Genomic DNA, 25163 nt, shown 5'->3' on the forward strand with positions numbered 1-25163 from the left:
CCGCCGCGCACCCGCCCGCACGCACCCGACCGCCCGCACCGACCGAACGACGAGGGACCGACGATGCACTCTCCTCTCCGCCTGCTCGACCCGCACCTGCCCGACCTGACCCGCCGGCGCGCGCTCGCCCTCGGCGGTGCGGGCCTGGCGGCCGCGCTCGGCCTGACCGGCTGCTCCGCCGTGCTGCCCGAGGCCGACGTCTCCGCGCCCTCGTTCGCCGCCGCCCCGAGCGGCACGATCCGATTCTGGTGCCGCAGCGTCGCCTTCACGCCGGCCCAGCTGATCGTCGAGAAGTACCACGCGGCGCAGAGCGCGGTCCGGGTCGAGCTGACTGTGCTGCCCGAGGGGCAGATGGTCACCAAGCTCGCCACGGCGATCCGCGCGGACGCCGTGCCCGACGTCGTCGCTCCCGACTCGGTCACCACGCCGGTCTTCAGCTCCCGCGAGGCGCTGACCGACCTGACCCCGCTGATCCAGGCGCTGCCCTACGCCGACCGCCTCAACCGGCCGCTGCTCGACGTCGCCTCCTACGACGGCAAGGTCTACGGCCTGCCCGCCCTCTCCAACGTCTCGCAGCTGTTCTGGAACAAGCGCCTCTACGAGCAGGCCGGCCTCGACCCGGAGCAGGGACCGACCGACTTCGACCAGTACCTGACCCACGCCCGGGCGCTCCGGCGGCTCGACGGCGTCTCCGGGGTGACCTTCCCCGGCAACTCCGCCGGCATCCTCGGCTACGTGATCCAGCCGCACTTCTGGGCCGACGAGAGCCCCTTCTACGACGGCGTCGTCGGCCGCCAGAGCGCGACCGTCGCGGGCAACGAGCCGCTGCGGCGCACCCTGGAGCTCTACCGCACCTTCGAGCAGGAGGGCCTCGCCCAGCCCGGCGCCTCGGCCGACAGCGGCACGGCCTGGGGCAAGGACTTCCTCGACGGCACCGTCGGCCTCTTCCCCGGCTCCTACGATCTGATCGTCGGCGGAGCCACCCCCGAGTTCCTCGGTGACCTCGGCGTCAGCGCGTTCCCCGGCCCCGACGGCGGCGTCTCGCAGTTCTCCGGCGGCGCGGTGCTCTCGATCCCGCGCGGCGCGCGGAACCCCGAGGCGGCCTGGGACTTCATGCGCTTCGTCACCGAGCTGGAGCAGCAGTCCGAGCTCGCCGCGCTCGGCTGGTACCCGGTGCGCGACGACGTGCTCGAGACCGGCTTCGTCGACGACTTCCCGCTGATGGTCCCCGGGATGGAGCGGATGAACGAGGGCTTCGCCGCCCCGACCACCCTGTACACCCAGCTCACCAACACCGTGCAGTCCCCGTGGCTCGCGATGTTCCGCGGCGCGGTCTTCGGCGACGACGACCTCGACGCGGTCCTCGACCGCGGCCAGGAGGAGACGGCCCGCGTCCTGGAGGTGAACCAGGCATGAGCGTCGCCCTCGGAGAGAAGGACGCCCGCACCGGGCTCCTGATGATCCTGCCCGCCCTCGTGCTCGTCGTCGTCTTCGTCGTCGTACCGCTGATCTTCGCGGTGGTGATCTCGGTGACGGACTGGCCGCTGGTCGGCACCGTCGGCTTCGTCGGGTTCGACAACTACGCGACCGCCTTCTCGGACACCACGTTCTGGGCGTCCGTGCTCTACACGCTCGGCTTCGCCGTCGTCTCGACGCTGCTCGGCATCGTCGTCGGCTACCTGCTCGCCGTGCTGGTGCGCTCGAACCGTCGCGGGGCGGGGATCATCCGCACCGCCGTCTTCGTGCCCTACGTCATCGGCCTCACCTCGCTGAGCTTCGTCGCCCTGCTCGAGTTCCGCCCCGACAGCGGCGCGCTCGACCAGGTGCTGATGGCCCTGGGCCTCACCGACGCGCCCACCGCCTGGCTGCTCGACGCGACGAGCGCGACGACGCTGATCGTCCTCCTCGGCGCCTACGTCGGCTCCGGCTTCACGATGATCGTCCTGATGTCGGGCATGCAGGGCATCGACGACGCCCTCTACGAGTCCGCGGCGATCGACGGCGCGGGCCGGTGGAAGCAGGAGTTCCTGGTGACGGTGCCGCTGGTGAAGCGCTACCTCGGGCTGCTCAGCGTGCTGGGCTTCGTCGGCGCGATCCTCGCCTTCACCCAGTTCTACGTGATCACCGGCGGCGGGCCGGGCACCGGCACCCTCACCGTGATGCTCTACGTCTACAACAAGGCCTTCGGCGATCTGCAGGTCGGCTACGCGACCGCGCTGTCGTTCGTGGTCGTCGTCATCGCGGCCGCGCTGACGCTGCTCCAGTTCCGCGTGATGAAGGACGACTGATGCCCCCTCGCACTCCGACGCCCACCCGCCCGCCGGCGCCCGCCGCCGCCCCGGTGCCGGCCCGTCGCCGCAGCACCCCCGCCACCCGGCTCCGCACCGTCCTCTACGTCGTGCTCGGTACGCTGGTCTCGGTCGCGTTCGTCGCGCCGGTCGCCTGGTCGATCCTGCGCTCGTTCCAGCCCGGCGCGCAGATCGTCGCGCCCGCCGCCGAGCAGTCCTTCTCGAACCTCACGCTCGACAACTACACCGGCCTGCTCGGCTCGATCGGCGCGGGGACCTACATCGTCAACTCGCTGATCATCGCGCTCGGCACCGCCGTGCTCAGCGTGGTCGTGACCACCCTCGCCGCCTACGCCCTGGTGCTCTTCCCGTTCCGCGGCTCCAACGTCGCCTTCGGCCTGATCCTGCTGACGATGATGGTCCCGTTCCAGGCGGTGCTCACCCCGCTCTTCCTCGAGATGAACGCGCTCGGCCTGACCGACACGCACCTGGGGATCATCCTCTTCTACCTCACCTTCAACCTGCCGTTCGGGGTGTTCCTGATGCGCAACTCCTTCGCGCAGATCCCGCGCGAGGTGACCGAGGCCGCGCGGATCGACGGGGCCGGGCCGTTCCGCATCCTCTTCTCGGTGCTGCGGCCGATGATCGTCCCGGGGGTCGCCACGGTCTTCCTCTTCGCCTTCCTCGGCGCCTGGAGCGACTTCCTCGGCGCGCTGACCTTCCTCACCCGGCAGGACCTCTTCACGCTGCCGGTCGCCATCCAGAACATCTCCTCCGGCGCCTTCGGCCAGACCGACTTCGGCTACGTCATCGCCGGCGCGGTGCTGCTGATGATCCCGTGCCTGCTGCTCTACGCCGCCATCCAGAAGTACTACGTCCGCGGTCTCGTCGCGGGCGCCGTCAAGGGCTGAGAGGTCTCCCGTTGCCCCGCACCGTCCCCGCCGTCCGCCCCGTTCGCCGCTTCCCGCTGCGCTCCGTCCGCCTGCTGCCGAGCGCCTTCGCCGACGCCCAGACCACGGGCCTGCGCTACCTCCTCGCGCTCGACCCCGACCGCCTGCTCGCGCCGTTCCTGCGCGAGGCCGGCCTGCCCGCGGGGGAGGGCTACGGCAACTGGGAGTCGGACGGGCTGGACGGGCACGTGGGCGGTCACGCCCTCTCGGCGAGCGCGCTGATGCTCGCGGCCACAGGCGACGCCGCCGCGCGCGAGCGGATGGAGACCCTGCTCGACGGATTCGAGCGGGCCCAGGACGCGGTCGGCACCGGCTACCTCGGCGGCGTCCCCGGCGGGCGCGCACTGGGGGAGGAGCTCGCCCGCGGCGAGGTCGACGCCGACCTCTTCACCCTCAACGGCCGCTGGGTGCCGCTGTACAACCTGCACAAGACGCTCTCGGGCCTGCTCGACGCCGCGTCCGCCGGCGGCTCGGAGCGGGCGCTCGCGATGGCCGTGCGGTTCGCGGACTGGTGGCTCGGCGTCTCCGCCGGGCTCGACGACGACGCCTTCGAGGCGATGCTGCACGCCGAGTTCGGCGGGATGAACGAGGCGTTCGCCGATCTCGCGGAGCAGGTGGCCGCCGCGGACCCCGGCGACTCCGAGCGCGCCGCCGCGTACCGCGCCGAGGCCGCGCGCTTCTCGCACCGCGCGCTGCTCGACCCGATGCTCGAGCGGCGCGACGCGCTCGACGGGCTGCACGCGAACACCCAGATCCCGAAGGCGGTCGGCTACGCGCGCCTCGGCGGCGAGCAGCTGCCGGCCGCGCGCTTCTTCTGGGAGCGGGTCACCGGCGAGCGCACCGTCGCGATCGGCGGCAACAGCGTGCGCGAGCACTTCCACCGCGCGAGCGACTTCACGTCGATGATCCTCGACCGCGAGGGCCCCGAGACCTGCAACACCGCCAACATGATCGAGCTGAGCGGTGTCCTCTTCGAGGCGGGCGGCGAGGAGCGCTACCTCGACTACGTCGAACGCGCGCAGTACAACCACCTGCTCTCCTCGCAGCACCCCGACGGCGGCTTCGTCTACTTCACGCCGCTGCGCCCCGCGCACTACCGGGTCTACTCGGCGCCGCACGAGGGGATGTGGTGCTGCGTCGGCACCGGGCTCGAGAACCACGCCCGCTACGGCGAGCTGGTCTACGCCCTCGTCGGCGACGAGTCGCGCGACGGTGACCATGCGCAGACCGGCGACGACCTGCTGATCGCCCTCTACCTGCCCTCGACCCTCGACGCCCCGGAGCACGGGCTGCGCGCGCGGATCGACACCGCCTTCCCGCAGGCGGACGACGTGACCATCACCGTGGACCTGGAGCGCGCCGGCGCCGTGCGGCTCCGCCGGCCGTCGTGGGCGGAGTCGATGACCGTGACGGTCGACGGCGCAGCGCTCGACACCGCGGCCGTCGAGGGCTTCGTCCGCACCGCCGTCCTGGAGCCCGGCCGCCACGAGATCCGGATCGTCTTCGCGCTCGGCTTCCGCGCCGAGCCGCTTCCCGACGGCTCCGCCTGGTCGGCGTTCTCCTACGGCCCGGTCGTGCTCGCGGCGCGGACCGACGACGCCGACCTCGACGGCCTGATCGCCGACGGCCGGCGGATGGCGCACGTCGCCTCGGGCCCGCTCCGCGACCTCGCCGCGACCCCGGTCGTCACCGGGGGAGTCGGCGCCGTCGCCCTCCTCGACCGCGCGACCCTGACCGCGGAGCTCCGCACCGACGCCGGTCCGGTCCGCCTCGAGCCCTTCTCCGCACTGCACGACAGCCGCTACACGCTCTACTGGCCCACCGGCTCCGACGCCGCCGCGCGCTGGGCCGAGCTCGCCGCGCTCGACCGCGAGGCCGCCTCCGCAGCCGCGGTGATCGACTCCGTGACCGCGGGCGAGCAGCAGCCCGAGTCGGACCACGCCTTCGTCGGGCACCGCAGCCGTGCGGGCGGCGCCGACGGCGTGCACTGGCGCAGCGCCGAGGGCCCGGACGGCTGGTTCGGCTACACCCTCGTCGATCCGTCGCGGCGCGCCGCCGTGCTCCGCGTCCTGCTGCGCGACCGCGACGGCGGCGGCGAGCACGAGCTCCGGATCGACGGCCGCCCGCTCGGCGAGCCGCTCGCCGTCCGGACGCTCGACGACGCCGTCGAGGTGGAGTACGAGATCACCCCGTCGACGGGTGAGGACGGCGTCGTCGAGGTCACCCTGCACGCCGTCGGACCCGGGCCGACGGGAGCGCTGCTCGCGGTGTCCCTGCTGGCGGGGTCTGCGGTAGCGGGGGAATAGAGCGATCCGGCGCGCCCGCGCCCTGCGAGACTGTCCGGATGCACCCCGCCGACGCCTGCCCGTGCGGAAGCCGCCGCCACTACGCCGACTGCTGCCGCCCCGCCCACCTCGGCGAGACGCCCTCGCCGACCGCGGAGCGCCTGATGCGCAGCCGCTACAGCGCGAACGTCCTCGGCAGCGCCGGCTACCTGCTGTCCAGCTGGCACCCGTCCACCCGCCCGAAGCGCGTCGACCTCGACGACGACGTCCGCTGGCGGCGCCTGCAGATCGTCGACACCTCCTTCGGCGGCGAGGACGACGCGGAGGGGCTCGTCGAGTTCCGCGCCTCCTACCGCTCGTCCGAGGGGCCGGGGCTGGTGCACGAGCGCAGCCGCTTCCTCCGCGAGGACGGCCGCTGGTACTACGTCGACGGCGATCTGCTCGGCGACGGATCCTGACCACCCCGGCCGTGCGGAGCGCGAGCGGCCTACCCTGGGGAGATGGCCAAGGACTTCCGCCGGGCGGACCACGCGTCCCGCTACGAGCTGCACCAGGACGGGGCGCTCGTCGGCGTCCTCGACTTCCACGAGAACGACGAGAGCGTCTCGCTCGTGCGCTCCTTCACCTCGCCGCCGCACCGCGGCCAGGGGCTGGCCGGCGAGCTGGTCGCCTTCGCCGTCGACGACATCGAGGCGACGAGCGGCCGCAGCATCGTGCCGATGTGCTGGTACGTCGGACAGTGGTTCGACCAGCACCCCGAGCGGGCGCACCTGCTCACCCGCGGCGCGCAGGCGTAGGCCGAATCTCTACGTCCTGACGATCGGCTCGACCCCGGCGAGGTCGGGCCCGAGCCCGATGTCCACGAGCCGGATCCGCCCGACGTAGGAGCGCGCCGGCTCGAGGAGCAGCCCCGCCTTGATCGCCCCGAAGGTCACGGTCACGTCGGCGGGCAGGACGGTCTCGTCCGGTACCGCGCCGTCGTCGGGCCCGATGCCGCTCGGTAGATCGACGGCGACCACGACGGGCGCGTCCTCGCGTCGTCCGAGCGCCTCGATCACCGTCGCCACCACCTCGCGCGGCCGCCCGCGCAGCGCCGGCTCCGCCGTGCCGATGCCGAGGATGCCGTCCACGATCACGTCCGCGCGGGCGACGGCGGCCGCGAGGGCGGCCGGGTCGTCGGCCGCGACGCGGCCGCAGCCGTCGTCCAGCGCGACGGCGAGTCCGCGCTGGTGCGCCCGGTCCGCGGTCAGCACGAGCGACACGTCGCTGCCGGAGGAGGATATCTCGGCCGCCGCGTACAGGGCGTCCCCGCCGTTGTTCCCCGGCCCGACCAGCACGAGCACGCTGCCCGCGCCGCGCCGGTCCCGGCGCGTGCTGAGCGCGGCCCGCAGCTCCCGCGCGAGCCCGTCCGCTGCCCGCTGCATCAGCGGCTCTCGACGCGCCAGATGCGGCGCCTCGGCGGCCCGCACCTGCGCGGAGGAGTATCCCTCGGCCATCCCTCCACTGTGCGCCCCGCCGGCCCGCACAGCAACCCGCCCCACCCCATTCGCAGCCCGACCGCCCCCTCCGGTCGAGCACCCGAGTCACGCCGGTCGACCAGCCCGAGCCAGGCTGCTCGAGCAGCCCGACCCCTGCTGGTCGAGTAGCCCGCAGGGCGTATCGAGACCCGCCCCGTCGGGAGCCGCCTGCCCTGCATGCTGGTCGAGTAGCCCGCAGGGCGTATCGAGACCCGCCCGCCACGACCCGCCCTCACCCCGCCTGCACCGCCCGGTCCGCCTCCTCGACGATCGCGCGCATCGCCGCCTCCGCCGCCTCGCCGTCGCCCTCGGCCACCGCGGCGGCGACCGACCGGTGCAGCCCCACCGCCTCCGAGTCCGCCTCGCGCGGCATCAGCGCGTGCCGCGTGCGCCCGGCGAGCACCTCCGCGACGAGGTCGCCGAGCTGCGCGAGCATCGGATTCCCCGACGCCGCCAGCAGCGTCCGGTGGAAGACGACGTCGGCGGCGAGGTAGGCCGCCTGATCGGCCGCCCGAGCGTGCCCGGACATCCCGCCCGCCGCCTCGGCGAGCGCGATCCGCTGCCCGGCCGTCGCGTGCTCCGCCGCGAGCCGCGCCGCCAGCGGCTCCACGCCGAGGCGCAGCTGGCTCAGCCGGTGCAGCTGCGTCTGCCGGTCCGGCCCGTCGAGGCTCCAGCCGATCACCCGCGGATCCAGCGCGTTCCAGCACTCCGGCGGCTGCACCCGCGTCCCCGCCCGCCGCCGCGAGACCACCAGCCCGAGCGACTCCAGCACGCGCACCGCCTCGCGCATCACCGAGCGGGAGACCCCGCGGCGCTCCGCCCGCTCGTCCGCGCTGAAGGCGCTCCCGGGCGCCAGTGCGCCCTGCACGATCTGCGACCCGAGCTCGTCGAGCACCGCCTCGTGCAGCGAGCGCGGTCCGTCCATGCCCCCAGTATTCCGGCGCTCGCCTCGCCCGACCAGCTATTCGTCGGACATAATCGAGGTCATGACCGCATCGGCCAGTCCCTCCGCCACTCCCGTCCGCGCCCTCGTCGTGATGGGCGTCTCCGGCAGCGGCAAGTCCACGATCGCCACCCTGCTGGCCGACCGCCTCGGCTGGACCTTCGTCGAGGGCGACGAGCTCCACCCCGCCGCGAACGTCGCGAAGATGGCCGAGGGCGTCCCGCTCGACGACGAGGACCGCGCCCCCTGGCTGGCGACGATCGCGGCCCGCGTGGACGCCCTCGTGAGCGGGGGCGACTCCGTCGTCGTCACCTGCTCCGCCCTGCGGCGGCGCTACCGCGACGTGCTCCGCCGCGACGACCTCGTCTTCGTGCACCTCGCCGGCACCCGCGAGCTGATCGCCGATCGCCTCGGCGCGCGCACCGGCCACTTCATGCCGCCCGCCCTGCTGGATTCGCAGTTCGAGGCCCTGGAGCCGCTCGGCGACGACGAGCGGCACGTCACCGTCGACCTCGCGGCCGCCCCCGAGGACGAGATCGCGCAGATCGTCGAGACCCTCGGCCTGAGCTGACCGCGGCCGCCTAGCCCAGCAGGTCCTCGAGGCTCGCCGCCGGCAGCCCGAACGCCGCGGCGACCGCCGCGTTCACGACCTGCCCGTCGTGCGTGCTGAGCCCCTTCGCGAGCGCCGGATCCGCCGCGAGCGCCGCCTTCCAGCCGCGGTCCGCCAGCGCGACGACGTAGGGGAGCGTCGCGTTCGTCAGCGCCCGCGTCGACGTCTCCGGCACCGCGCCGGGCATGTTGGCGACGCAGTAGTAGACGCTGTCGTGCACCGCGAAGACCGGGTCGTCGTGCGTCGTCGGCCGCGATCCCTCGAAGCAGCCGCCCTGGTCGATCGCGATGTCCACCAGCACCGAGCCCGGCTTCATCGTCGCCACCATCTCGTCCGTCACGAGCTTCGGCGCCCGCGCACCCGGGATCAGGACCGATCCGATCACCAGGTCGGCCTCCGCCATCTGCGCCGCGATCTCGTACGTCGAGGACGCGCGCGTCTGGATCCGCCCGTCGAAGCGCGCCTCGAGCTCGCGCAGCCGGGGGATCGACAGGTCCACCACGGTCACGTCGGCGCCCATGCCGAGCGCGTTCGCCGCCGCGTGCTCGCCGGCCACGCCGCCGCCGATCACGACGACCTTGGCCTTCGGCGTCCCGGGCACTCCGCCGAGGAGGGTGCCTCGCCCGCCGGCCGCCCGCATCAGGTGGTAGCCGCCGACGGTGATCGAGAGCCGCCCGGCGACCTCGCTCATCGGCGAGAGGAGGGGCAGGTGGCGATCGGGCAGCTGCACGGTCTCGTAGGCGATCGCGGTGGTGCCGGCGGCGAGCAGCGCATCGGTGCACGCGCGGGAGGCGGCGAGGTGCAGGTAGGTGAAGAGGATCTGCCCGGAGCGCATCCGTGGGTACTCCGCCTCGATCGGCTCCTTGACCTTGACCACCAGGTCGGCCTCGCCCCAGACCTCGTCCGGCCCCGCGACGATCCGGGCGCCGGCGGCGGCGAAGTCCTCGTCCGAGACCCGCGAGCCGAGCCCGGCGCCCGCCTCGACCAGCACCTCGTGCCCGCGCCGCACCAGCTCGTGCACTCCGGCGGGCGTCGCCGCCACCCGGTTCTCGTTGTTCTTGATCTCGGTGGGGATGCCGATGCGCATGACTGCTCCTTCGCGGTGGACTGCCCCTATCGTGCGAAGATCATGTTTCGAACGGGAGAACATCCGCAGGATCGTCGAGAATCGGAGTGTTCACCGCAGGATCCGCGATCAGAGGGAGCCGTGCCGCCATGAGACCGCAGGATCTGCACGACCTCGGCGACCTCGATCCGATCGACCGGACCCTCGTCCGCCTGCTCCGCGCCGATGCCCGCACCCCGAACAGCCGCCTCGCCGAGCAGGCGGGCATCGCGCCCTCCACCTGCGTCTCGCGGGTGCGCTCCCTCGTCGAGCGCGGCATCATCACCGGCTTCACCGCCGAGCTCGACCCCGCGGCCCTCGGGCTGACCCTGCAGGCACTGATCAGCGTCAACATCCGCGCCGGTCAGCGGCAGGCGATCACCCGGTTCGCCGAGGAGATCCGCGCGCTGCCCGAGGTCGTGCAGCTGTTCTTCCTCGGCGGCTCGGAGGACTTCCTCCTCCACGTCGCCGTGCGCCACTCGAACGACATCCGCGACTTCGTGGTGTCGAACCTCTCGGCGCACCCGGCGGTCGCCTCGACCCGGACGAGCCTGGTCTTCGACCACCACCGGAAGGGACCGGCGCTGCCGGAGTGACGCGGTGCGCTCAGCGCGCTCCGGGACTCAGTGCGCTCCGGGACTCAGTGCGCGCCGGGGCTCAGGTCGCCGCCGCCGCGCTGCGTCAGCCCGGGGATCCGCCGCGCGAGCCCGGCGATGTGCTCCTCCGCGATCTCGATGCGGGTGTCGCGCAGGCGCTGGCGCAGCAGGGCCTCGACGTCCTCCTCGGGCCGGAGCTCGGCGTCGCCGGCGACCTGCAGCAGGATGCCGCGGAGCTTCTCGTCCAGGGCTGCGTCGTCACTGCCGTGCTGAATCGGGTGGTCCTGCGATGCGTTCGTCATGCCCCCATGCTGCCACCGTCCGCGCGGCCCGCACGGCAGGATGGCCGCATGCCGTTCTCCCGCGCCGAGCTCGCCTCGTACCGCGACCGCACCGTCGAGGACCTGCTCGACGGCGACGTCCGCCTCCTCTTCGTCGGCATCAACCCCGGGCTCTGGACGGCCGCGACCGGCGCGCACTTCGCGCACCCGGGCAACCGCTTCTACCCGGCCCTCGCCGCCGCCGGCATCCTCGACCGCGTGCTCCGCGTCTCCGACGGGATGACCGTCGAGGATCGCCGCGCCCTCGCCGACCGCGGCGTCGGCATCACCAACCTCGCACCCCGCGCCACCGCCCGCGCCGACGAGCTCACGCCGGAGGAGCTGCGCGCCGGCGCCGAGCGCCTGATCCGCACCGTCGAGCGCGTCCGCCCCGCCGCCGTCGCGATGGTCGGCATCACCGCCTACCGCGCCGCCTTCGGGCGGACCAAGGCGCGCCAGGGGCGGCAGGACGAGCCGATCGCCGGCGCCCCGCTCTGGGTGCTGCCCAACCCCAGCGGCCTGAACGCGCACGACACCGTCTCATCGCTGGGGCTGGCCTACCGCGAGCCGGCCGTCGCCGCCGGAATAGTCCCCGACCCTCGGAGGTTGCAAAGTCCATGAGTACGCATGAAATTAAGTTCGGTGTCGACACCTTCGGCGACGTCACGGCCGCGGCCGACGGCACGCTCCTCTCGCACGGCCAGGTCCTGCGCGACGTGGTGGAGGAGGGCGTCCTCGCCGACGAGGTCGGCCTCGACTTCTTCGGCGTCGGCGAGCACCACCGCGCCGACTTCGCCGTCAGCGCCCCGGACGTCGTGCTCGCCGCGATCGCCGCGAGGACCGAGCGCATCCACCTCGGCTCCGCGGTCACCGTCCTCTCCTCCGACGACCCCGTGCGCGTCTACCAGCGCTTCGCCACCCTCGACGGGCTCTCGAACGGCCGCGCCGAGGTCATCCTCGGCCGCGGGTCCTTCACCGAGTCCTTCCCGCTCTTCGGCCTCGACCTCTCCCAGTACGAGGTCCTCTTCGAGGAGAAGCTGGAGCTGTTCCACGAGCTCGTGCAGGGCGGCCCGGTCACCTGGCAGGGCACGGTCCGCCCGGCCCTGACCGAGCAGAGCGTCTACCCGACGATGGAGGGCGACCGCCGCCTGCGCACCTGGATCGGCGTTGGCGGCAGCCCCGAGTCGGTCGTCCGCGCCGCGCGCTTCGGCTTCCCGCTGGTCCTCGCGATCATCGGCGGCGCCCCCGCCCGCTTCCGCCCCTACGTCGACCTCTTCGGCCGCGCCCTCGACCAGCTCGAGCAGCCGCGCCTGCCCGTCGCCGTGCACTCGCCCGGCTTCATCGCCGACACCGACGAGGAGGCGCACGAGCTGTACTTCGGCCACTACAAGGGCATGCTCGACTCGATCGGCCGCGAGCGCGGCTGGGCCCCGCTCACCCGCGAGCGCTTCGCCGAGGAGGCGGGCCCCGAGGGCGCGCTGCACCTCGGCTCTCCCGAGACGGTCGCCCGGAAGATCGCGAACACCGTCGGCGCCCTGGGGATCGACCGCTTCGACCTCAAGTACAGCGCCGGCACCCTGCCGCACGCCGCGATCATGCGGAACATCGAGCTCTACGGCACCCGGGTGATCCCGCGCGTCCGCGAGCTGCTCGCCGACCGCTGACCCGAGTCCGGACGCCGACCCGCACCCGGGCGCCGTGGAGCGTGCGCCCTGCGCGCTCCCACCGGGCGCCCGGGCGGCGTCGATATGCTCGGAGACCGGGCGTTCATCCGCCGCCCCCGACCCTCCGGAAGCACATGCCAGACAGCCACGCCGCCCGCACCCCCTACGAGGTGCTGGGCGTCCCCGCGAGCGCGTCGGAGGACGAGCTCAAGCGCGCCTACCGCCGCCTGCTGCGCGAGACCCACCCGGACACCGGGGGAGACGCCGCCTCGTTCCACGCCGTGCAGGTCGCCTGGGAGCGGATCGGCAGCGCCGGCGCCCGCGTCGACTACGACCGCGGAGCGCCCGCCCCCGGAGCCTCCTCGCACGCGCCGTACACCGGCTCGCCCCGCCAGCAGACGGCGTCCTCTGTGCGCGCCCGTTCCTACGGCCACCCGGGTGGCGCCGCTCGCGAGTACTACCTCCGCCTCGTCCGCGAGTGGGTCGGCCGCGGCGTCGAGATCGACGACCCCTTCGATCCTGCGCTGGTGCGCTCCGCCCCCCGCGAGGTCCGCTCCTGGCTGGCCAAGGCCCACGCGGAGGAGGCGACGGCCTCCCTGGTCGGCGCCCTCGGCATCGCCTTCACGATCTGGAACGACGTCGCGGTCGGCGACGGCGGAGTCAAGATCGACCATCTGGTGCTCGGCCCGTCCGGCCTCCTCGCCCTGACCTCGGCCGACTGGGGCGAGCCCGTCCGCCTGCGCAAGGGCGAGGTCGAGGGTGCCGGCCTGGCCGAGGACGAGAAGCCGCTCGCCTCGCTCTCGAAGGCCGCCCGCCGCCTCGGCCGCGAGCTCGGCGTGCGCTTCTCCGCGAGCGTGATCGTCGTCCCCGACGACGCCCTCGAGCAGCCCTACGAGCAGGTCGAGCGGGGTCGCCACGCGGGAGACGTGCTCCTCCGCCGCTCCCTCCTCCCGCAGCTGCTGCGCTCCGGCACCGACGACCCGCGCCTCGGCGGCTACGGCGAGTCCTTCGAGGTCCGCACCCGCGTCCAGAACCGCGTCCGCTTCGTCTGACGCACGGCGCCGCTAGCCCGCCCCCGCCCGGCGGGCAAGGGGCTGTCGGCGCCACCCGTCCCCGCCCGACGATGGAGCCGAACGATGGACGCCTGCCCTCCGGCACGGCGACGACGACGAGCGGAACGAGGCGGACGATGGTGCGATTCGGCTACACCCTGATGACCGAGCAGAGCGGCCCGAAGCAGCTGGTGAGCTACGCGGTCGATGCCGAGAGGCACGGCTTCGAGTTCGCGGTCTCGAGCGATCACTACTCGCCCTGGCTGACCGAGCAGGGGCACGCCTCCTACGCCTGGACGATGCTCGGTGCGGTCGCGCAGGCGACCTCGACCATCGAGCTCGCCACCTACGTCACGGCGCCGACCATCCGCTACCACCCCGCCGTGATCGCGCAGAAGGCGGCGACCCTCGCGATCCTCTCCGACGACCGCTTCCTCCTCGGCCTCGGCTCGGGCGAGAACCTGAACGAGCACGTGGTCGGCGAGGGCTGGCCCGCCGTCTCCGCGCGCCAGGACATGCTCGAGGAGGCGGTGCACATCATCCGCGCCCTGCACACCGGTGAGCTGGTCACCTGGGAGGGCGACTACTTCCGCGTCGACTCCGCCCGGATCTGGGACCTCCCGGACAAGCCCGTGCCGATCGGCCTCGCCGTCTCGGGCGAGAAGTCGATCGAGCGCTTCGCCCCGCTCGGCGACCACCTGATCACCACCGAGCCCGAGGCCGAGCTGATCTCGCAGTGGACCGCCGTCCGCGGTGCCGACGCCGCTCCGTCGCGCTCGATCGGGCAGATCCCGATCTGCTGGGCGCCGGACAAGGAGCAGGGGATCGCCCTGGCGCACGAGCAGTTCCGCTGGTTCGCGGGCGGCTGGTCCGTCAACGCCGACCTGCCCACCCCGGCCGGCTTCGCGGGTGCCAGCCAGTTCGTGCGCCCGGAGGACGTCGCCGAGTCGATCGCCTGCGGCCCCGACCTCGACGAGCTCGCCCAGAGCGTCGTCCCCTTCATCGAGGCCGGCTTCACCGACGTCGCCTTCGTCCAGGTCGGCGACGCCCTGCAGCAGCGCTTCCTCGACGAGGTCGCCGAGGAGCTCCTCGAGCGGGCACGCGCGCTCGCTCCTTGAGGCGCGGAGCCGGCCGTCAGAAGCCGCGGAGCCGCTCGATCTCGCGCCGATCGCGCTTGGTCGGGCGGCCGGCGCCCCGGTCGCGCTCGATGATCGCGGGGGCCGCCTCGCGCGGCGGCGGCGGGGGAGTGCGGTCCTCGAAGCACTCGGCCGCGACGGGCGCGCCGACCCGCTTCACGATCAGGCCGCGGACCACGAGCTCGCGGTCGAAGCCGCCGATGCGGGCGCGGACCTCGTCGCCGACCTTCACGGTCTGCGCGGCCTTGGCCCGCTCGCCGTTCACCCGGACGTGACCGGCCCGGGCGGCCGTCGTGGCGGCCGAGCGCGTCTTGTACACGCGGACCGCCCACAGCCAGGCGTCCACGCGGACGGAGCCGGTCACCGGGATCTGCATCCGTCCAGTCTACGAAGCCATGATGGGGGTGGTCCCATCGACGAGGGATCCGCGGCCCCACCGGCCGCCGACCGAGGAGGTTCACCATGAGCACGTACCACAGCTACGGCGAGGACACCGGCGAGGGCGTCCCCACCCGCGGAGCGCCCGAGCACAGCGGCTCGCCGTCCGAGCTGCGCGACAGCCCCTTCCCGCACGCCGGACTCGAGTTCACCCTGGTCCCGTCGGGCCACGAGGAGTGGCAGGTCCGCCACCCCGAGGGCCGCGCGGTCGGCGTCCTCGCGATCATCTCGCACAGCGGGGAGGAGGGCGAGGCGGTCTTCGTCACCCGCCGTGTCGGCTCCGACGAGGCCGTCGCCGAGGGCACCGACTGGCGCGGCATCGTCACCGCCGTGATCAACGACGAGGCGGCCGACGAGCGCGTCCAGGGCAGCCCCGACCCCGCCCTGGACTACACCCGCGGCGGTCTCATGCACCACGGCACCGCCGACATCGAGGACCAGGTCTGAGCGGTCGCGCCTGAGCGGGCCGGTCCGAGCGACCGCCCCTAGCGCGCGAGGAGCGCCGCGTTGATCCGGGCCGTGAGCTCGTGGTCGACGCGGCGCTCCTGCACGTCCACCGCGCGGATCGGCGCGGCGTTCCGCGCGCTGGAGACCAGCCAGGCGGCCTCGGCCGCCGCGAGGTCCTCGGCCCGCAGCGGGCGCTCCGCCGTGCCGAGCCCGAGCCCGCCTGCGAGCGCGAAGAGGTCCGCCTGCGTCGTCCCCGGCAGCAGCCCCAGGCTCGGCGGCGGAGTGACCAGCTCGCCGCCCGCGAGCAGCACCAGGTTCGAGGTGGGCCCCTCCAGAAGGAAGCCGTCGCTGGAGACGAACAGCGCGTCGTCCGCCCCGCGCCGCAGCGCCTCTCGCGAGGCCGCCCGGTTGACCGCGTAGGAGAGCGTCTTCGCGCCGGCGAGCAGCCACGGCGACGTGTGCTGCACGTCGGAGCGCAGTCCGCGGTCGAGCAGCACCACCCGCACGCCGTCCCGGCGGGCCGGCCCGAAGTCCGGGCTCGTCTGCACGAAGACGATGCCGGTCGGCCGTCCGTCGCCCTCGACCCCGCGGCTCAGGATCGTCTTCACCATCGCCTCGGGCACCCGCGGGTGGGCGGCGACCGCCTCGTCGATCGCCGTCCGCCAGGCGGCGCGGTCCGGGCGGGGCAGGTCCAGCATCCGCGCCGAGGTCTCCAACCGGTCGAGGTGCGCGTCGAGCGCCTGCAGCCGTCCGTCGACGAGGTTGATCGTCTCGAAGACCCCGTCGCCGCGGGTGAAGCCGAGGTCGGTGACGTCCAGCCCGCCCCGACCGGTCGCATCGAGCACGGATGCGGAGCCTGCGTCGTGCGCCGGAGTGTCGAGCGAGGGGCGGCCGAGGACGACGAGGGTGTCAGCGGGCATGGGCGGTGCGGTCCTTCCGGGGGCGGAGCGGGAGACGGGCGAGCACGACGACCAGCAGCGCCCCGAGGAGCGCGCCGGTGCCGTTCGAGACGAGGTCGCGCACGTCCGCGACGCGCGAGGGCAGTGCGAGCAGCTGGATCGTCTCGATCAGGATCGAGACGCCGAGGCCGATCGGCGCGGCGAGCAGCCGGCGCCGCCGCGGCAGCTGCAGCGCGACCAGCGCGCCGAGCGGCACGAACATCAGCACGTTGGCGACGAACTCGGCGACATCGAAGGTGAACCAGGCGGTCAGCGGCGTGGAGGCGAGGAACGCGATGATCCCGCGGACGAGCGCCGAGGGCTGTCCGGCCGGGTACGGCGCCGGCGTGAGGGTGATCAGCGCGATCACGCCGAGCCAGGCGAGCGTCGCGGGCAGGAGGATCCTCGAGCGGCGCATCCGTCGATTCTGCCAGGTGCTCGATTCGAGCCGGTGAGCGACTCGGTGCTGTGCGGCGGGCGGTCCGGGACGGTCGGCGCGATGTGGAAGGCTGGAGCGCATGACGAGCGACGGCCCGGCCGACGGCGGAGCGCTTCCGCGCCACCCCTTCGACGCCGCGCTCGGCGACGGCTGGGTCGAGATCGGCGACGGGCGCCGCTTCTGGGGTCGCTTCGGCGCCGCCGGGCTGCTGCTGCGCGACCCGGACGGCCGCGTCCTGCTCCAGCACCGCGCCACCTGGAGCCACTTCGGCGACACCTGGGGACTCCCGGGCGGCGCCCGCCACCCCGAGGAGACCGCCTTCGAGGGCGCCCTGCGCGAATCGGTCGAGGAGGCCGGAGTGCCCGACGGGATCGTCGTGCCCGTCCTCTCCCGCGTCGTCACCATCGGCCCCTGGAGCTACACCACCGTCGTCGCCCGGGCCCTCGAGCACTTCACCCCGCGGATCGCCGACGCCGAGAGCCAGGAGCTGCGCTGGGTCCCGCCGGCCGAGGTCGACGCGCTCCCGCTGCACCCGGGGTTCGAGGCCTCCTGGCGCGAGCTGCGCGCCCTCGACACCGAGCCGTGCGTCCTCGTCGTCGACGCGGCCAACGTCGTCGGCTCGCGTCCGGACGGCTGGTGGCGCGACCGCGCCGGCGCGGCGGAGCGCCTCGTCGCGGCGCTCGGGCGCCTCGCGGCACTCGGTGTCCCCGGCTCGCTGTTCGCCGTCGAGGCCGACACGGTCTGGCCGCGGATCGCGGTCGTCCTCGAGGGCGACGCCCGGGCGGCACGCACCGCCGACGCGGTCGACGCGGCTCCGCGCGGACGGCTGAGCGTCGAGAGCGCCGCCGGCTCCGGAGACGACGCGATCGTCGAGCGCGTCGCGGCGATCGGGCCGACCGCCCGCGTGGTGACCGCCGACCGCGGCCTCGTCGCCCGGATCGAGGAGCTCGGCGCCACGGCTCTGGGCCCGCGCACCCTGCTCGACCTGCTGGACTCCGCGGCGCCGACCACCCCGCCCGCCGCCCGGGAATAGCGCGCGGATCGGGTCGGTTGCATCCCTCATGGCCACGACAGCGATGACTCTCGACACCCACGACCAGACCGTCTCCGACGGCATCGTCCTCATCGACTTCTGGGCGGAGTGGTGCGGCCCGTGCCGCCAGTTCGCCCCCGTCTTCGAGGCGACCAGCGAGAAGAACCCGGACGTCACCTTCGCGAAGGTGGACACCGAGGACCAGCAGCAGCTCGCCGGCAGCTACGGCATCTCGTCGATCCCCACCCTCGTCGTCTACCGCGACGGCATCCCGCTGATGGCGCAGCCCGGCGCCCTGCCCGCCCCGGCCCTCGACTCCCTGCTCGAGCAGGTCCGCGGCCTCGACATGGTCGCGGTCCGCAAGCAGTACGAGGAGGCGAAGGCCGCGCAGGAGTCCGGCGCCCCGCAGACGTTCGACCACGGCGCGCAGATCTGATCCGCACCGCTCCACCCGCACGACGACGGAACCCCCGGCAGCCGCTCAGGCCGCCGGGGGTTCCGTCGTTCGCGCGGGAGTCCCGCGGCGAGCTGGATCAGCCCGTGTTCTGGAGGCCGGCGGCCACGCCGTTCACGGCCAGCAGCAGGAGCCGCTGGTTCTGCTCGGTGCCCGAGCCGCCCGGATCCGTGCGCAGCGCCCGGAGCGCGCGCAGCTGCAGCAGCGACAGCGCGTTGACGTAGGGCGTGCGCAGCCGCACAGCCCGCCCGAGCACGCGGTGCCCGGTGAGCAGGCTCTCCTCGCCGGTGATCGAGAGCACCCAGCGGCGGGTGAGCTCCATCTCGTCGAGCACCAGACCGGCGAGGTCGTCGCGGGAGTCGAGCGCCAGGTAGCGTCGGGCGATGCCCTCGTCGGTCTTCGCCAGCGACATCTCCACGTTGTCGATCATCGTGGTGAACAGCGGCCAGGTCTCGTAGGCGGTGCGCAGCTCGTCCAGGTCGCCGACCGCCTCGAGGGCGCTGCCGAGTCCGAACCAGCCGGTCAGGTTGACGCGGGCCTGGGTCCAGGCGAAGACCCACGGGATCGCCCGCAGGTCCTCGAGCGACTCGACCGAGAGGCCGCGGCGGGCCGGCCGCGAGCCGAGCGCGAGCAGGCCGACCTCCTCCTGCGGGGTGACCCGGGCGAACCAGGGCGCGAAGCCGTCGGCCTTGACCAGCTCGAAGAAGCGGCGGCGCGACTCGCGGTCCATCGTCGCGGCGACGTCGCGGAAGCGGTCCGCGGCGCCGGCGTTGCGCTCGCCGATCGAGGGCGAGGAGGCGAGAAGCGTCGCACCGGCGACCTGCTCGATGTGCCGGGTGGCGATGTCCGGGTTGCCGTAGCGGGCGAAGATGACCTCGCCCTGCTCCGTCAGCTTGAAGCGGCCGTCGACCGAGCCGGGCGGCTGCGCGAGCACCGCGCGGTTCGCCGGTCCGCCGCCGCGGCCGAGGGCGCCGCCGCGGCCGTGGAAGAGCGTGAGCACGATGCCCTCGTCCTCGGCCCACTTCGCGATGCGCGCCTGCGCGTCGTAGAGCGCGAGCGTCGCCGAGACGGGGCCGACGTCCTTCGAGGAGTCGGAGTAGCCGAGCATGACCTCGAGCCGGTTCCCGGTCGCGGCGAGGCGCGCGCGCACCTGGGGCAGTTGGATCATCTCGGCCAGGATGTCCGTCGACGCGTCGAGGTCGGCGAACGTCTCGAAGAGCGGGACCGCGTCGATGATCGGCGGGTTCCCGTCGGTCGCCGCCTCGGCCAGGTCGAAGACCGTCTTGAGGTCCTCGGCCGACTGGGTGAACGACACGACGTAGCGGCGGGCCGCGTCGGTGCCGAAGCGCTCCTGGATCGTCGCGATGGCGCGGTAGACCGAGAGCACCTCGATGCTGCGCTCGTCGAGCTCACCGCCGGCGCGGACCGCCGCGAGGGTCTCGCGGTGCACCTTCGAGTGCTGCCGCACCTCGATCTCGGCGAGGTGGAAGCCGAAGGTCTCCACCTGCCAGAGCAGGTCCTGCAGGTCGCCGTAGGCCGAGCGGACGTCGCCCGCCTCGATCAGCGAGTCCTGCAGGGTCCGCAGGTCGGCGAGCAGCTCGGCGGCGGAGCCGTAGGCGAGCGCGCCGCCGGAGCGGGTCGCCGCGAGCCGGTCCGCTGTGAAGAGCAGGACGCGGCGGTGGGTCTCGCTCGGCGAGCGCTCGGCGATGACCGCGGCGAGCTCGGGCGCCTTCTCGACCCCCGCGGCCCAGAGCGCCTCGACGGCCGCCGACGGGGGAGTGGTGCCGGCGTCCAGCGTGAGGGAGCGGCCGACCCGGCGGGCGACGCGCTCGAGCCCGATCAGGACGTGCTCGGCAGCGATGTCGACGGCCTCGAGGGTCGTCTCCGCGGTGACGAACGGGTTGCCGTCGCGGTCGCCGCCGATCCAGGTGCCCAGGCGCACGAACGCGGGGGCGATCGGCTTGCGGGTGCCGGAGGCGTCACCGAGCAGCGCGTCGTCGAGCCGGCGGTAGACCCGCGGCAGGACGGAGAACAGCGACTCGTCGAACACGCTCATCGCGGTCCGGACCTCGTCGAGCGGGCTGGGCTTCGACTCGCGCAGCGGCGCCGTGCGCCAGAGCGTGTCGACTTCGGCGAGCAGGCGCCGGCGGTTCTCGACCAGCACGACGCCGCCCGTGCGCGGGTCGTCCCGCTGCTCGAGCAGGGCGCTGATCCGGCGGATGGTGGAGGAGACCGCGCGGCGGCGCGCCTCCGTCGGGTGCGCGGTGAGGACGGGGCGGAACTCCAGGCGCGAGAGGCGCTCGAACGCCTCCTCCTCGCCCAGCTCGTCGGTGAGGGTCGCCATCGACGCGATGATCGAGTCCTCGGGCCGCTGGGCGCCGGCGTCGGCGTCGCGGCGGCGCAGGACCCGCACGCGGTGGAACTCCTCCGCCACGTTCACGAGGTGGAAGTAGCAGGTGAACGCCCGCGCCACCTCCTCGGCGCGCTCGGCGTTCAGCGACGCGACGAACTCCTCCGCCGCGGCCAGCTCGTCCGGGTGCCCGCTGTCGTAGGCGCCGATCGTCAGGGCGCGGAGCCGCTCGACGTCGGTGTAGAGGCTGTCGTCGCCCGATTCCCGCAGGACCTGGCCGAGGAGCTCGCCGAGCAGATGGACGTCGCCGCGGATGCGGTCGTCCATCGGCGGCGCGACGGTCCCGTCGGCGGAGGAGGCGGAGGAGGCGGGTGCTGCGGTCGCGGCTGGCGCGTCGGAGATCGGAGGCACGGCACGACCTTAGCGGCGGCGCGTGTCCGGCGGATGACGCCACTGTCACGCGGCGGAATGGAATGATCGAGGGGTGACCGTGACCCCTGCACCTCCCGCCCCCGCCGTCCAGACCGAGCAGGCCGCCCCTCACGTCGTCGTCCTCTTCGGGGCCGTGGGCGACCTGTCCCGCCGCAAGCTCATCCCGGGCATGGCGCACCTGGCGCTGTCCTCGCTCGCACCCGATCTGCAGATCGTCGGCACCTCGCTCGAGGAGCACGACGACGAGTCCTTCCGCGCCTTCGCCAAGCTCGCCTACGACGAGTTCGGCAGCCGCTCGCTGACCCCCGCCCAGTGGGACGAGTTCGCCTCCAAGCTCCGCTACGTCCCGCAGTCCGCCGGCCCCGCCGCGCTGGCGAAGGCGGTCACCGACGCCGAGAAGGTGCTCGGCCCGGACGTCAGCCGCCTGCACTACCTCAGCGTCCCGCCGCGCGCCGCCCTCTCGGTCGTCCGCATGCTCGCGGAGGCCGGCCTCGTCGAGCGCTCGCGGATCATCATGGAGAAGCCTTTCGGCGTCGACCTCGAGAGCGCCGTCGTCCTCAACGCCGAGCTGCACGAGACGTTCGACGAGGAGCAGATCTTCCGGATCGACCACTTCCTCGGCAAGGAGCCGGCGCAGAACATCCTCGCCTTCCGCTTCGCCAACGGTCTCTTCGAGCCGATCTGGAACCGCAACTTCATCGACCACGTCCAGATCGACATCCCCGAGAAGCTCACCCTCGACCGCCGCGCCGAGTTCTACGAGTCGACCGGCGCCTACAAGGACATGGTCGTCACCCACCTCTTCCAGGTCCTCGCCTTCATGGCGATGGAGCCGCCGACCGCCCTCGAGCCGAAGGCGATCAGCGAGGAGAAGAACAAGGTCTTCCGCTCGATGCGGCTGCTGAACCCCGAGAACGTCGTCCGCGGCCAGTACATCGGCTACCGCGAGGAGCCGGGCGTCGCGCCCGACTCCGAGACCGACACCTTCGTCGCGCTCAAGTGCGAGATCGACAACTGGCGCTGGGCCGGGGTGCCGTTCTACCTGCGCACCGGCAAGCGGATGGCGGAGGGGCAGCGGATCATCTCCATCGCCTTCCGCGAGCCGCCGAAGAGCATGTTCCCGCAGGGCTCCGGCGTCGGCGCGCACGGCCCCGACCACCTCACCTTCGACCTGGCCGACGCCTCCAAGGTGTCGCTGTCCTTCTACGGCAAGCGCCCCGGCCCGGGCATGCGGCTCGACAAGCTGAGCATGCAGTTCGCGCTGCAGGAGACCGACCGCGCCGGCGACGCCCTCGAGGCCTACGAGCGGCTGATCCTCGACGCGATGCGCGGCGACCACACGCTCTTCACCACCGCCGAGGGCATCGAGCGCCTCTGGGAGGTGTCGGCGCCGCTCCTGCAGGACCCGCCGCCCGTGCGCCTCTACGCACCGGGCTCCTGGGGCCCGAACGCGATCCACCAGCTGATCGCCCCGCACGCCTGGCGGCTCCCCTTCGAGCGGGTCTGGCGCGACAAGCGCTGACGAGGGCTCCCGGCATGGCGCGCGCGGCGGAGGACCGCATCTGGACGGTCCCGAACATCCTCAGCATGGTGCGGCTCGCACTGGTGCCGGTGTTCCTCGTGCTCATCATCGAGGGCGAGGACGCGCTCGCCCTGCTGACGCTCGTCCTCTCCAGCCTCACCGACTACCTCGACGGCTGGATCGCGCGCCGCTTCGACCAGATCACGCGCCTCGGCGCCGTCCTCGATCCGGCCGCCGACCGCCTCTACATCTTCGCGACGGTGATCGGGCTCGCCGTCCGCGAGCTGGTGCCCTGGTGGCTGGTGGCCGTGCTGGTCGCGCGCGATCTGGTGCTCGTCGTGCTCGCGGTCGTCCTCGCGAACCACGGCTACGGACCGCTGCCGGTGCACCACCTGGGCAAGTTCGCCACGTTCTGCCTCTTCTACGCGCTGCCGCTGATCATGCTCGGGCAGGCCTTCCCGGCGCTGGCCCCGGCGTCCCTCCCCGTCGCGTGGGCCTTCGCGCTCTGGGGCGCGTTCCTCTACTGGTGGGCGGGGATCGTCTACGCGGTGCAGACCCGAGGCCTCGTCCTGGGGGTCGACGGACCGTCAGGGGCGACCGGCGGGCCCTCCGATTCCGATACGCTGAGGGGATAGCGAGGAGGTACGTCTTGGTCGAGTCCGTGCGCGGAGCGTCATCCGCAGATCCGTCCGTTCCCGTCGAGCCGTCGACGGAGACGACCCTCACGTTCACCGACGACATCGGCGCCCAGCTGGCGGCGCTCGACAACCGGGCATCCCGCGAGGAGGCCGAGGCCGTCGGCGCTCTGCCCTCCGGCTCCGCCCTGCTCGTCGTCCGTCGGGGTCCCAACACCGGGGCCCGCTTCCTGCTCGACATCGACTCGACGACCGTCGGCCGGCACCCGGACGCGGGCATCTTCCTCGACGACGTCACGGTCTCGCGCCGGCACGCCGAGTTCGTGCGCCGCGGCACCTCGTTCGAGGTCCGCGACCTGGGCTCGCTGAACGGCACCTACTTCGACGGTGTGCGGATCGAGTCCGCGATCCTCACCGACGGCTCCGAGGTGCAGGTCGGCAAGTTCCGCCTCACCTTCTACGCGTCCCGCGCCGACCTCGTCGCCGCTCCGGACGCGTAGCCGTGGGTCGTTCGGCCGCTCGCGCACTCCCGTCCGGCCCGGCCGCTCTCCTGAGCATCGGCCAGGTCCTCTCGCACCTCACCACCGAGTTCCCCGACGTCACGCCGTCGAAGCTGCGGTTCCTCGAGGAGCAGGGGCTCGTCTCGCCCGCTCGCACCGACTCGGGCTACCGCAAGTTCTCCACCGGTGACGTCGAGCGCCTGCGGATGATCCTCGCGCTCCAGCGCGACCACTACCTGCCGCTCAAGGTGATCCGCGGCTACCTCGACGACGTCGACGCCGGACGCGAGCCGTCCCTCCCCGCCGGTGCCGGCGGCGCCGCACCCTCCCTGCTGGCCCCCGCCACCCGGCTCACCCGCGACGGCCTCGCGAGCGAATCCGGGGCGAGCCCGGCGCTGGTACGCGAGGCGATCGCCGCCGGGCTGGTCCGCGGCGGGGACGTCTTCGGCGAGGAGGCGGTCACGACGCTCAAGGCGCTCGTCGACCTCGGCCGCTCGGGCATCGAGCCGCGCCACCTCCGCCCGCTCCGCATCGCCGTGGAGCGCGAGATGTCGCTGATCGAGAGCGTCGTCGCCTCGAGCACCCGCCGCGGCGACGCGTCCGGCACGGCCGGCGCCGCCGAGAACGCGATCGGCCTCGCCGCGCACCTCGGCACCATCCGAGAGGCCATGGTGCGCAGTGCGCTCTCGCGGCTCGCTCGCTCGTGATCTCCGGGTCGGGCCGACGACACGCCCTCCCGGAAGAGCGGATGTCGTTTACTCGGCATCCCCGGGTCGGTAGCTTAGGGAGCGCGTTCGGAGCGACCGGCGTTCGTATCCGGAAGGCACAGGGATGAGAGAAGTCAGCCGCGACGTCAGCGGCCAGCGCGACCTCGTCCTCTTCACCGACGGACTGCCCGACCTCGACGCCGACGCGGGCTACCGCGGCGCCGTCGCAGCGCGGGCCGCGGGCATCACCTACCGCCAGCTCGACTACTGGGCCCGCACCGAGCTCGTCGAGCCCACCGTGCGCGGCGCCTCCGGCTCCGGCACCCAGCGCCTCTACGGCTTCCGCGACATCCTCGTGCTGAAGCTCGTCAAGCGCCTCCTCGACACCGGCATCTCCCTCCAGCAGATCCGCACCGCGGTCAACCAGCTCCGCGAGTCCGGCGTCGACGACCTCGCGCAGACCACGCTGATGAGCGACGGCGCGAGCGTCTACCTCTGCACCTCGAACGACGAGGTCATCGACCTCCTCAGCCGCGGCCAGGGCGTCTTCGGCATCGCCGTCGGCAAGGTCCTCCGCGAGGTCGAGACCAGCCTCGTCGAGCTCGACCACCAGTCCGTCGACCCCTCCGACGAGCTCGCCCGCCGCCGCGCCTCCCGCAAGGTCGGCTGACCCGCCCCTCCTGCCGGTCGATCGCCGCACGCCTGCGACACCTGCTTGCCGAGGAGCCCCGCAGGGCGCGGTCATCATGCTGGGCCGTCCGGGCACGGCGTTCGATCGAGGCTCGCTCCCGCATGTCGGTCG

General features: G+C 73.4%; 28 protein-coding genes. 20 read left to right on the forward strand and 8 right to left on the reverse strand.

Annotation, left to right across the window (positions count from 1 at the left end; all coding sequences use genetic code 11):
• Positions 1–63 precede the first annotated feature (63 nt).
• Genes MT355_RS12965 through MT355_RS12990 form a run of 6 tightly spaced genes read left to right on the forward strand, consistent with a single transcriptional unit; the run spans position 64 to position 6320 of the window.
• Complete coding sequence (locus MT355_RS12965) at positions 64–1416, forward strand: ABC transporter substrate-binding protein (RefSeq protein ID WP_243599865.1); 1353 nt, start codon at positions 64–66, stop codon at positions 1414–1416.
• Positions 1413–2288 carry a carbohydrate ABC transporter permease gene (locus MT355_RS12970; protein WP_243599866.1) on the forward strand — a complete coding sequence of 292 codons (876 nt, stop codon included), beginning with the start codon at positions 1413–1415 and terminating at the stop codon, positions 2286–2288. The genes MT355_RS12965 and MT355_RS12970 overlap by 4 nt, the downstream gene beginning before the upstream one ends.
• On the forward strand, positions 2288–3199 hold the full coding sequence (locus MT355_RS12975) for a carbohydrate ABC transporter permease (RefSeq protein ID WP_243599867.1): 912 nt from the start codon (positions 2288–2290) through the stop codon (positions 3197–3199). Before MT355_RS12970 ends, MT355_RS12975 begins: the two co-directional genes overlap by 1 nt.
• An 11-nt stretch (positions 3200–3210) precedes the next feature.
• Complete coding sequence (locus MT355_RS12980) at positions 3211–5544, forward strand: beta-L-arabinofuranosidase domain-containing protein (protein WP_243599868.1); 2334 nt, start codon at positions 3211–3213, stop codon at positions 5542–5544.
• Positions 5545–5582: 38 nt separating this feature from the next.
• On the forward strand, positions 5583–5981 hold the full coding sequence (locus tag MT355_RS12985) for a YchJ family protein (protein ID WP_123446101.1): 399 nt from the start codon (positions 5583–5585) through the stop codon (positions 5979–5981).
• Between the two features lie 42 nt (positions 5982–6023).
• Positions 6024–6320 carry a GNAT family N-acetyltransferase gene (locus MT355_RS12990; protein WP_123706542.1) on the forward strand — a complete coding sequence of 99 codons (297 nt, stop codon included), beginning with the start codon at positions 6024–6026 and terminating at the stop codon, positions 6318–6320.
• Between the two features lie 9 nt (positions 6321–6329).
• On the opposite strand, the gene MT355_RS12995 is transcribed toward MT355_RS12990, so the two are convergent.
• Both MT355_RS12995 and MT355_RS13000 read right to left on the reverse strand, forming a co-directional pair.
• The gene (locus MT355_RS12995; RefSeq protein ID WP_123735915.1) at positions 6330–7019 is read right to left on the reverse strand and encodes an NAD(P)H-hydrate epimerase; all 690 of its coding nucleotides are present in this window, start codon (positions 7017–7019) and stop codon (positions 6330–6332) included.
• A gap of 253 nt (positions 7020–7272) precedes the next feature.
• Positions 7273–7965 (reverse strand): FadR/GntR family transcriptional regulator, encoded by a 693-nt coding sequence (locus MT355_RS13000; protein WP_243599869.1) that lies wholly within the window; start codon positions 7963–7965, stop codon positions 7273–7275.
• Positions 7966–8026: 61 nt separating this feature from the next.
• On the opposite strand from MT355_RS13000, the gene MT355_RS13005 reads away from it, so the two are divergent.
• A complete protein-coding gene (locus MT355_RS13005) occupies positions 8027–8554 on the forward strand; it encodes a gluconokinase (protein WP_243599870.1) in 528 nt (175 codons plus the stop codon).
• 10 nt (positions 8555–8564) lie between these two features.
• Here the strand turns inward: MT355_RS13005 and ald are convergent, their stop codons facing one another.
• Positions 8565–9680: an alanine dehydrogenase gene (gene ald, locus MT355_RS13010; RefSeq protein WP_243599871.1), complete on the reverse strand. Its 1116-nt coding sequence runs from the start codon at positions 9678–9680 to the stop codon at positions 8565–8567.
• Between the two features lie 128 nt (positions 9681–9808).
• On the opposite strand from ald, the gene MT355_RS13015 reads away from it, so the two are divergent.
• Positions 9809–10294 (forward strand): Lrp/AsnC family transcriptional regulator, encoded by a 486-nt coding sequence (locus tag MT355_RS13015; RefSeq protein WP_243599872.1) that lies wholly within the window; start codon positions 9809–9811, stop codon positions 10292–10294.
• Positions 10295–10338: 44 nt separating this feature from the next.
• Here MT355_RS13015 and MT355_RS13020 read toward each other — a convergent pair whose 3' ends face one another.
• A complete protein-coding gene (locus MT355_RS13020; RefSeq protein ID WP_243599873.1) occupies positions 10339–10596 on the reverse strand; it encodes a hypothetical protein in 258 nt (85 codons plus the stop codon).
• Positions 10597–10644: 48 nt separating this feature from the next.
• Between MT355_RS13020 and MT355_RS13025 the strand changes: the two genes are divergently transcribed.
• From MT355_RS13025 to MT355_RS13040, 4 genes are all read left to right on the forward strand, one after another.
• Entirely contained in the window at positions 10645–11235 is a 591-nt protein-coding gene (locus MT355_RS13025; RefSeq protein ID WP_243599874.1) for a mismatch-specific DNA-glycosylase, read from the forward strand.
• Entirely contained in the window at positions 11232–12278 is a 1047-nt protein-coding gene (locus MT355_RS13030; RefSeq protein ID WP_243599875.1) for an LLM class flavin-dependent oxidoreductase, read from the forward strand. Before MT355_RS13025 ends, MT355_RS13030 begins: the two co-directional genes overlap by 4 nt.
• Before the next feature lie 134 nt (positions 12279–12412).
• Complete coding sequence (locus MT355_RS13035) at positions 12413–13330, forward strand: J domain-containing protein (protein WP_123735909.1); 918 nt, start codon at positions 12413–12415, stop codon at positions 13328–13330.
• Between the two features lie 137 nt (positions 13331–13467).
• Positions 13468–14448 (forward strand): TIGR03557 family F420-dependent LLM class oxidoreductase, encoded by a 981-nt coding sequence (locus MT355_RS13040; protein WP_243599876.1) that lies wholly within the window; start codon positions 13468–13470, stop codon positions 14446–14448.
• A 16-nt stretch (positions 14449–14464) separates the two neighbouring features.
• Here MT355_RS13040 and MT355_RS13045 read toward each other — a convergent pair whose 3' ends face one another.
• A complete protein-coding gene (locus tag MT355_RS13045; protein WP_123446113.1) occupies positions 14465–14842 on the reverse strand; it encodes an RNA-binding S4 domain-containing protein in 378 nt (125 codons plus the stop codon).
• Between the two features lie 86 nt (positions 14843–14928).
• Between MT355_RS13045 and MT355_RS13050 the strand changes: the two genes are divergently transcribed.
• Entirely contained in the window at positions 14929–15351 is a 423-nt protein-coding gene (locus MT355_RS13050) for a hypothetical protein (RefSeq protein WP_243599877.1), read from the forward strand.
• A gap of 38 nt (positions 15352–15389) precedes the next feature.
• On the opposite strand, the gene MT355_RS13055 is transcribed toward MT355_RS13050, so the two are convergent.
• Both MT355_RS13055 and MT355_RS13060 read right to left on the reverse strand, forming a co-directional pair.
• Positions 15390–16271, reverse strand: coding sequence for an aminotransferase class IV (locus tag MT355_RS13055; protein WP_243599878.1), 882 nt, complete (start codon positions 16269–16271; stop codon positions 15390–15392).
• On the reverse strand, positions 16261–16707 hold the full coding sequence (locus tag MT355_RS13060) for a VanZ family protein (RefSeq protein WP_243599879.1): 447 nt from the start codon (positions 16705–16707) through the stop codon (positions 16261–16263). Before MT355_RS13060 ends, MT355_RS13055 begins: the two co-directional genes overlap by 11 nt.
• Positions 16708–16807: 100 nt before the next feature.
• On the opposite strand from MT355_RS13060, the gene MT355_RS13065 reads away from it, so the two are divergent.
• Complete coding sequence (locus MT355_RS13065; RefSeq protein WP_243599880.1) at positions 16808–17761, forward strand: NUDIX hydrolase; 954 nt, start codon at positions 16808–16810, stop codon at positions 17759–17761.
• A gap of 28 nt (positions 17762–17789) precedes the next feature.
• Positions 17790–18197: a thioredoxin gene (trxA, locus tag MT355_RS13070; protein WP_123735903.1), complete on the forward strand. Its 408-nt coding sequence runs from the start codon at positions 17790–17792 to the stop codon at positions 18195–18197.
• A gap of 97 nt (positions 18198–18294) precedes the next feature.
• Here the strand turns inward: trxA and MT355_RS13075 are convergent, their stop codons facing one another.
• Complete coding sequence (locus MT355_RS13075) at positions 18295–20892, reverse strand: phosphoenolpyruvate carboxylase (protein WP_243600273.1); 2598 nt, start codon at positions 20890–20892, stop codon at positions 18295–18297.
• 163 nt (positions 20893–21055) lie between these two features.
• Between MT355_RS13075 and zwf the strand changes: the two genes are divergently transcribed.
• From zwf to MT355_RS13100, 5 genes are all read left to right on the forward strand, one after another.
• Entirely contained in the window at positions 21056–22519 is a 1464-nt protein-coding gene (gene zwf, locus MT355_RS13080; protein WP_123704898.1) for a glucose-6-phosphate dehydrogenase, read from the forward strand.
• A gap of 14 nt (positions 22520–22533) precedes the next feature.
• Complete coding sequence (locus MT355_RS13085; RefSeq protein WP_243599881.1) at positions 22534–23154, forward strand: CDP-alcohol phosphatidyltransferase family protein; 621 nt, start codon at positions 22534–22536, stop codon at positions 23152–23154.
• A gap of 14 nt (positions 23155–23168) precedes the next feature.
• Entirely contained in the window at positions 23169–23654 is a 486-nt protein-coding gene (locus tag MT355_RS13090; RefSeq protein WP_279392406.1) for an FHA domain-containing protein, read from the forward strand.
• A gap of 2 nt (positions 23655–23656) precedes the next feature.
• The gene (locus MT355_RS13095) at positions 23657–24361 is read left to right on the forward strand and encodes a MerR family transcriptional regulator (protein WP_243599882.1); all 705 of its coding nucleotides are present in this window, start codon (positions 23657–23659) and stop codon (positions 24359–24361) included.
• Positions 24362–24485: 124 nt separating this feature from the next.
• A complete protein-coding gene (locus MT355_RS13100) occupies positions 24486–25031 on the forward strand; it encodes a MerR family transcriptional regulator (protein WP_123446121.1) in 546 nt (181 codons plus the stop codon).
• Positions 25032–25163 lie beyond the last annotated feature (132 nt).

Source organism: Rathayibacter sp. VKM Ac-2929 (genome assembly GCF_022815495.1).
GTDB lineage: Bacteria > Actinomycetota > Actinomycetes > Actinomycetales > Microbacteriaceae > Rathayibacter > Rathayibacter festucae.

Coding starts and splice junctions, on each gene's coding strand:
- MT355_RS12965 (WP_243599865.1), top strand. CDS start 64: ATGCACTCTCCTCTCCGCCTGCTCGACCCGCACCTGCCCGACCTGACC.
- MT355_RS12970 (WP_243599866.1), top strand. CDS start 1,413: ATGAGCGTCGCCCTCGGAGAGAAGGACGCCCGCACCGGGCTCCTGATG.
- MT355_RS12975 (WP_243599867.1), top strand. CDS start 2,288: ATGCCCCCTCGCACTCCGACGCCCACCCGCCCGCCGGCGCCCGCCGCC.
- MT355_RS12985 (WP_123446101.1), top strand. CDS start 5,583: ATGCACCCCGCCGACGCCTGCCCGTGCGGAAGCCGCCGCCACTACGCC.
- MT355_RS12990 (WP_123706542.1), top strand. CDS start 6,024: ATGGCCAAGGACTTCCGCCGGGCGGACCACGCGTCCCGCTACGAGCTG.
- MT355_RS12995 (WP_123735915.1), bottom strand. CDS start 7,019: ATGGCCGAGGGATACTCCTCCGCGCAGGTGCGGGCCGCCGAGGCGCCG.
- MT355_RS13000 (WP_243599869.1), bottom strand. CDS start 7,965: ATGGACGGACCGCGCTCGCTGCACGAGGCGGTGCTCGACGAGCTCGGG.
- MT355_RS13005 (WP_243599870.1), top strand. CDS start 8,027: ATGACCGCATCGGCCAGTCCCTCCGCCACTCCCGTCCGCGCCCTCGTC.
- ald (WP_243599871.1), bottom strand. CDS start 9,680: ATGCGCATCGGCATCCCCACCGAGATCAAGAACAACGAGAACCGGGTG.
- MT355_RS13015 (WP_243599872.1), top strand. CDS start 9,809: ATGAGACCGCAGGATCTGCACGACCTCGGCGACCTCGATCCGATCGAC.
- MT355_RS13020 (WP_243599873.1), bottom strand. CDS start 10,596: ATGACGAACGCATCGCAGGACCACCCGATTCAGCACGGCAGTGACGAC.
- MT355_RS13025 (WP_243599874.1), top strand. CDS start 10,645: ATGCCGTTCTCCCGCGCCGAGCTCGCCTCGTACCGCGACCGCACCGTC.
- MT355_RS13030 (WP_243599875.1), top strand. CDS start 11,232: ATGAGTACGCATGAAATTAAGTTCGGTGTCGACACCTTCGGCGACGTC.
- MT355_RS13035 (WP_123735909.1), top strand. CDS start 12,413: ATGCCAGACAGCCACGCCGCCCGCACCCCCTACGAGGTGCTGGGCGTC.
- MT355_RS13040 (WP_243599876.1), top strand. CDS start 13,468: ATGGTGCGATTCGGCTACACCCTGATGACCGAGCAGAGCGGCCCGAAG.
- MT355_RS13045 (WP_123446113.1), bottom strand. CDS start 14,842: ATGCAGATCCCGGTGACCGGCTCCGTCCGCGTGGACGCCTGGCTGTGG.
- MT355_RS13050 (WP_243599877.1), top strand. CDS start 14,929: ATGAGCACGTACCACAGCTACGGCGAGGACACCGGCGAGGGCGTCCCC.
- MT355_RS13055 (WP_243599878.1), bottom strand. CDS start 16,271: ATGCCCGCTGACACCCTCGTCGTCCTCGGCCGCCCCTCGCTCGACACT.
- MT355_RS13060 (WP_243599879.1), bottom strand. CDS start 16,707: ATGCGCCGCTCGAGGATCCTCCTGCCCGCGACGCTCGCCTGGCTCGGC.
- MT355_RS13065 (WP_243599880.1), top strand. CDS start 16,808: ATGACGAGCGACGGCCCGGCCGACGGCGGAGCGCTTCCGCGCCACCCC.
- trxA (WP_123735903.1), top strand. CDS start 17,790: ATGGCCACGACAGCGATGACTCTCGACACCCACGACCAGACCGTCTCC.
- MT355_RS13075 (WP_243600273.1), bottom strand. CDS start 20,892: ATGGACGACCGCATCCGCGGCGACGTCCATCTGCTCGGCGAGCTCCTC.
- MT355_RS13085 (WP_243599881.1), top strand. CDS start 22,534: ATGGCGCGCGCGGCGGAGGACCGCATCTGGACGGTCCCGAACATCCTC.
- MT355_RS13100 (WP_123446121.1), top strand. CDS start 24,486: ATGAGAGAAGTCAGCCGCGACGTCAGCGGCCAGCGCGACCTCGTCCTC.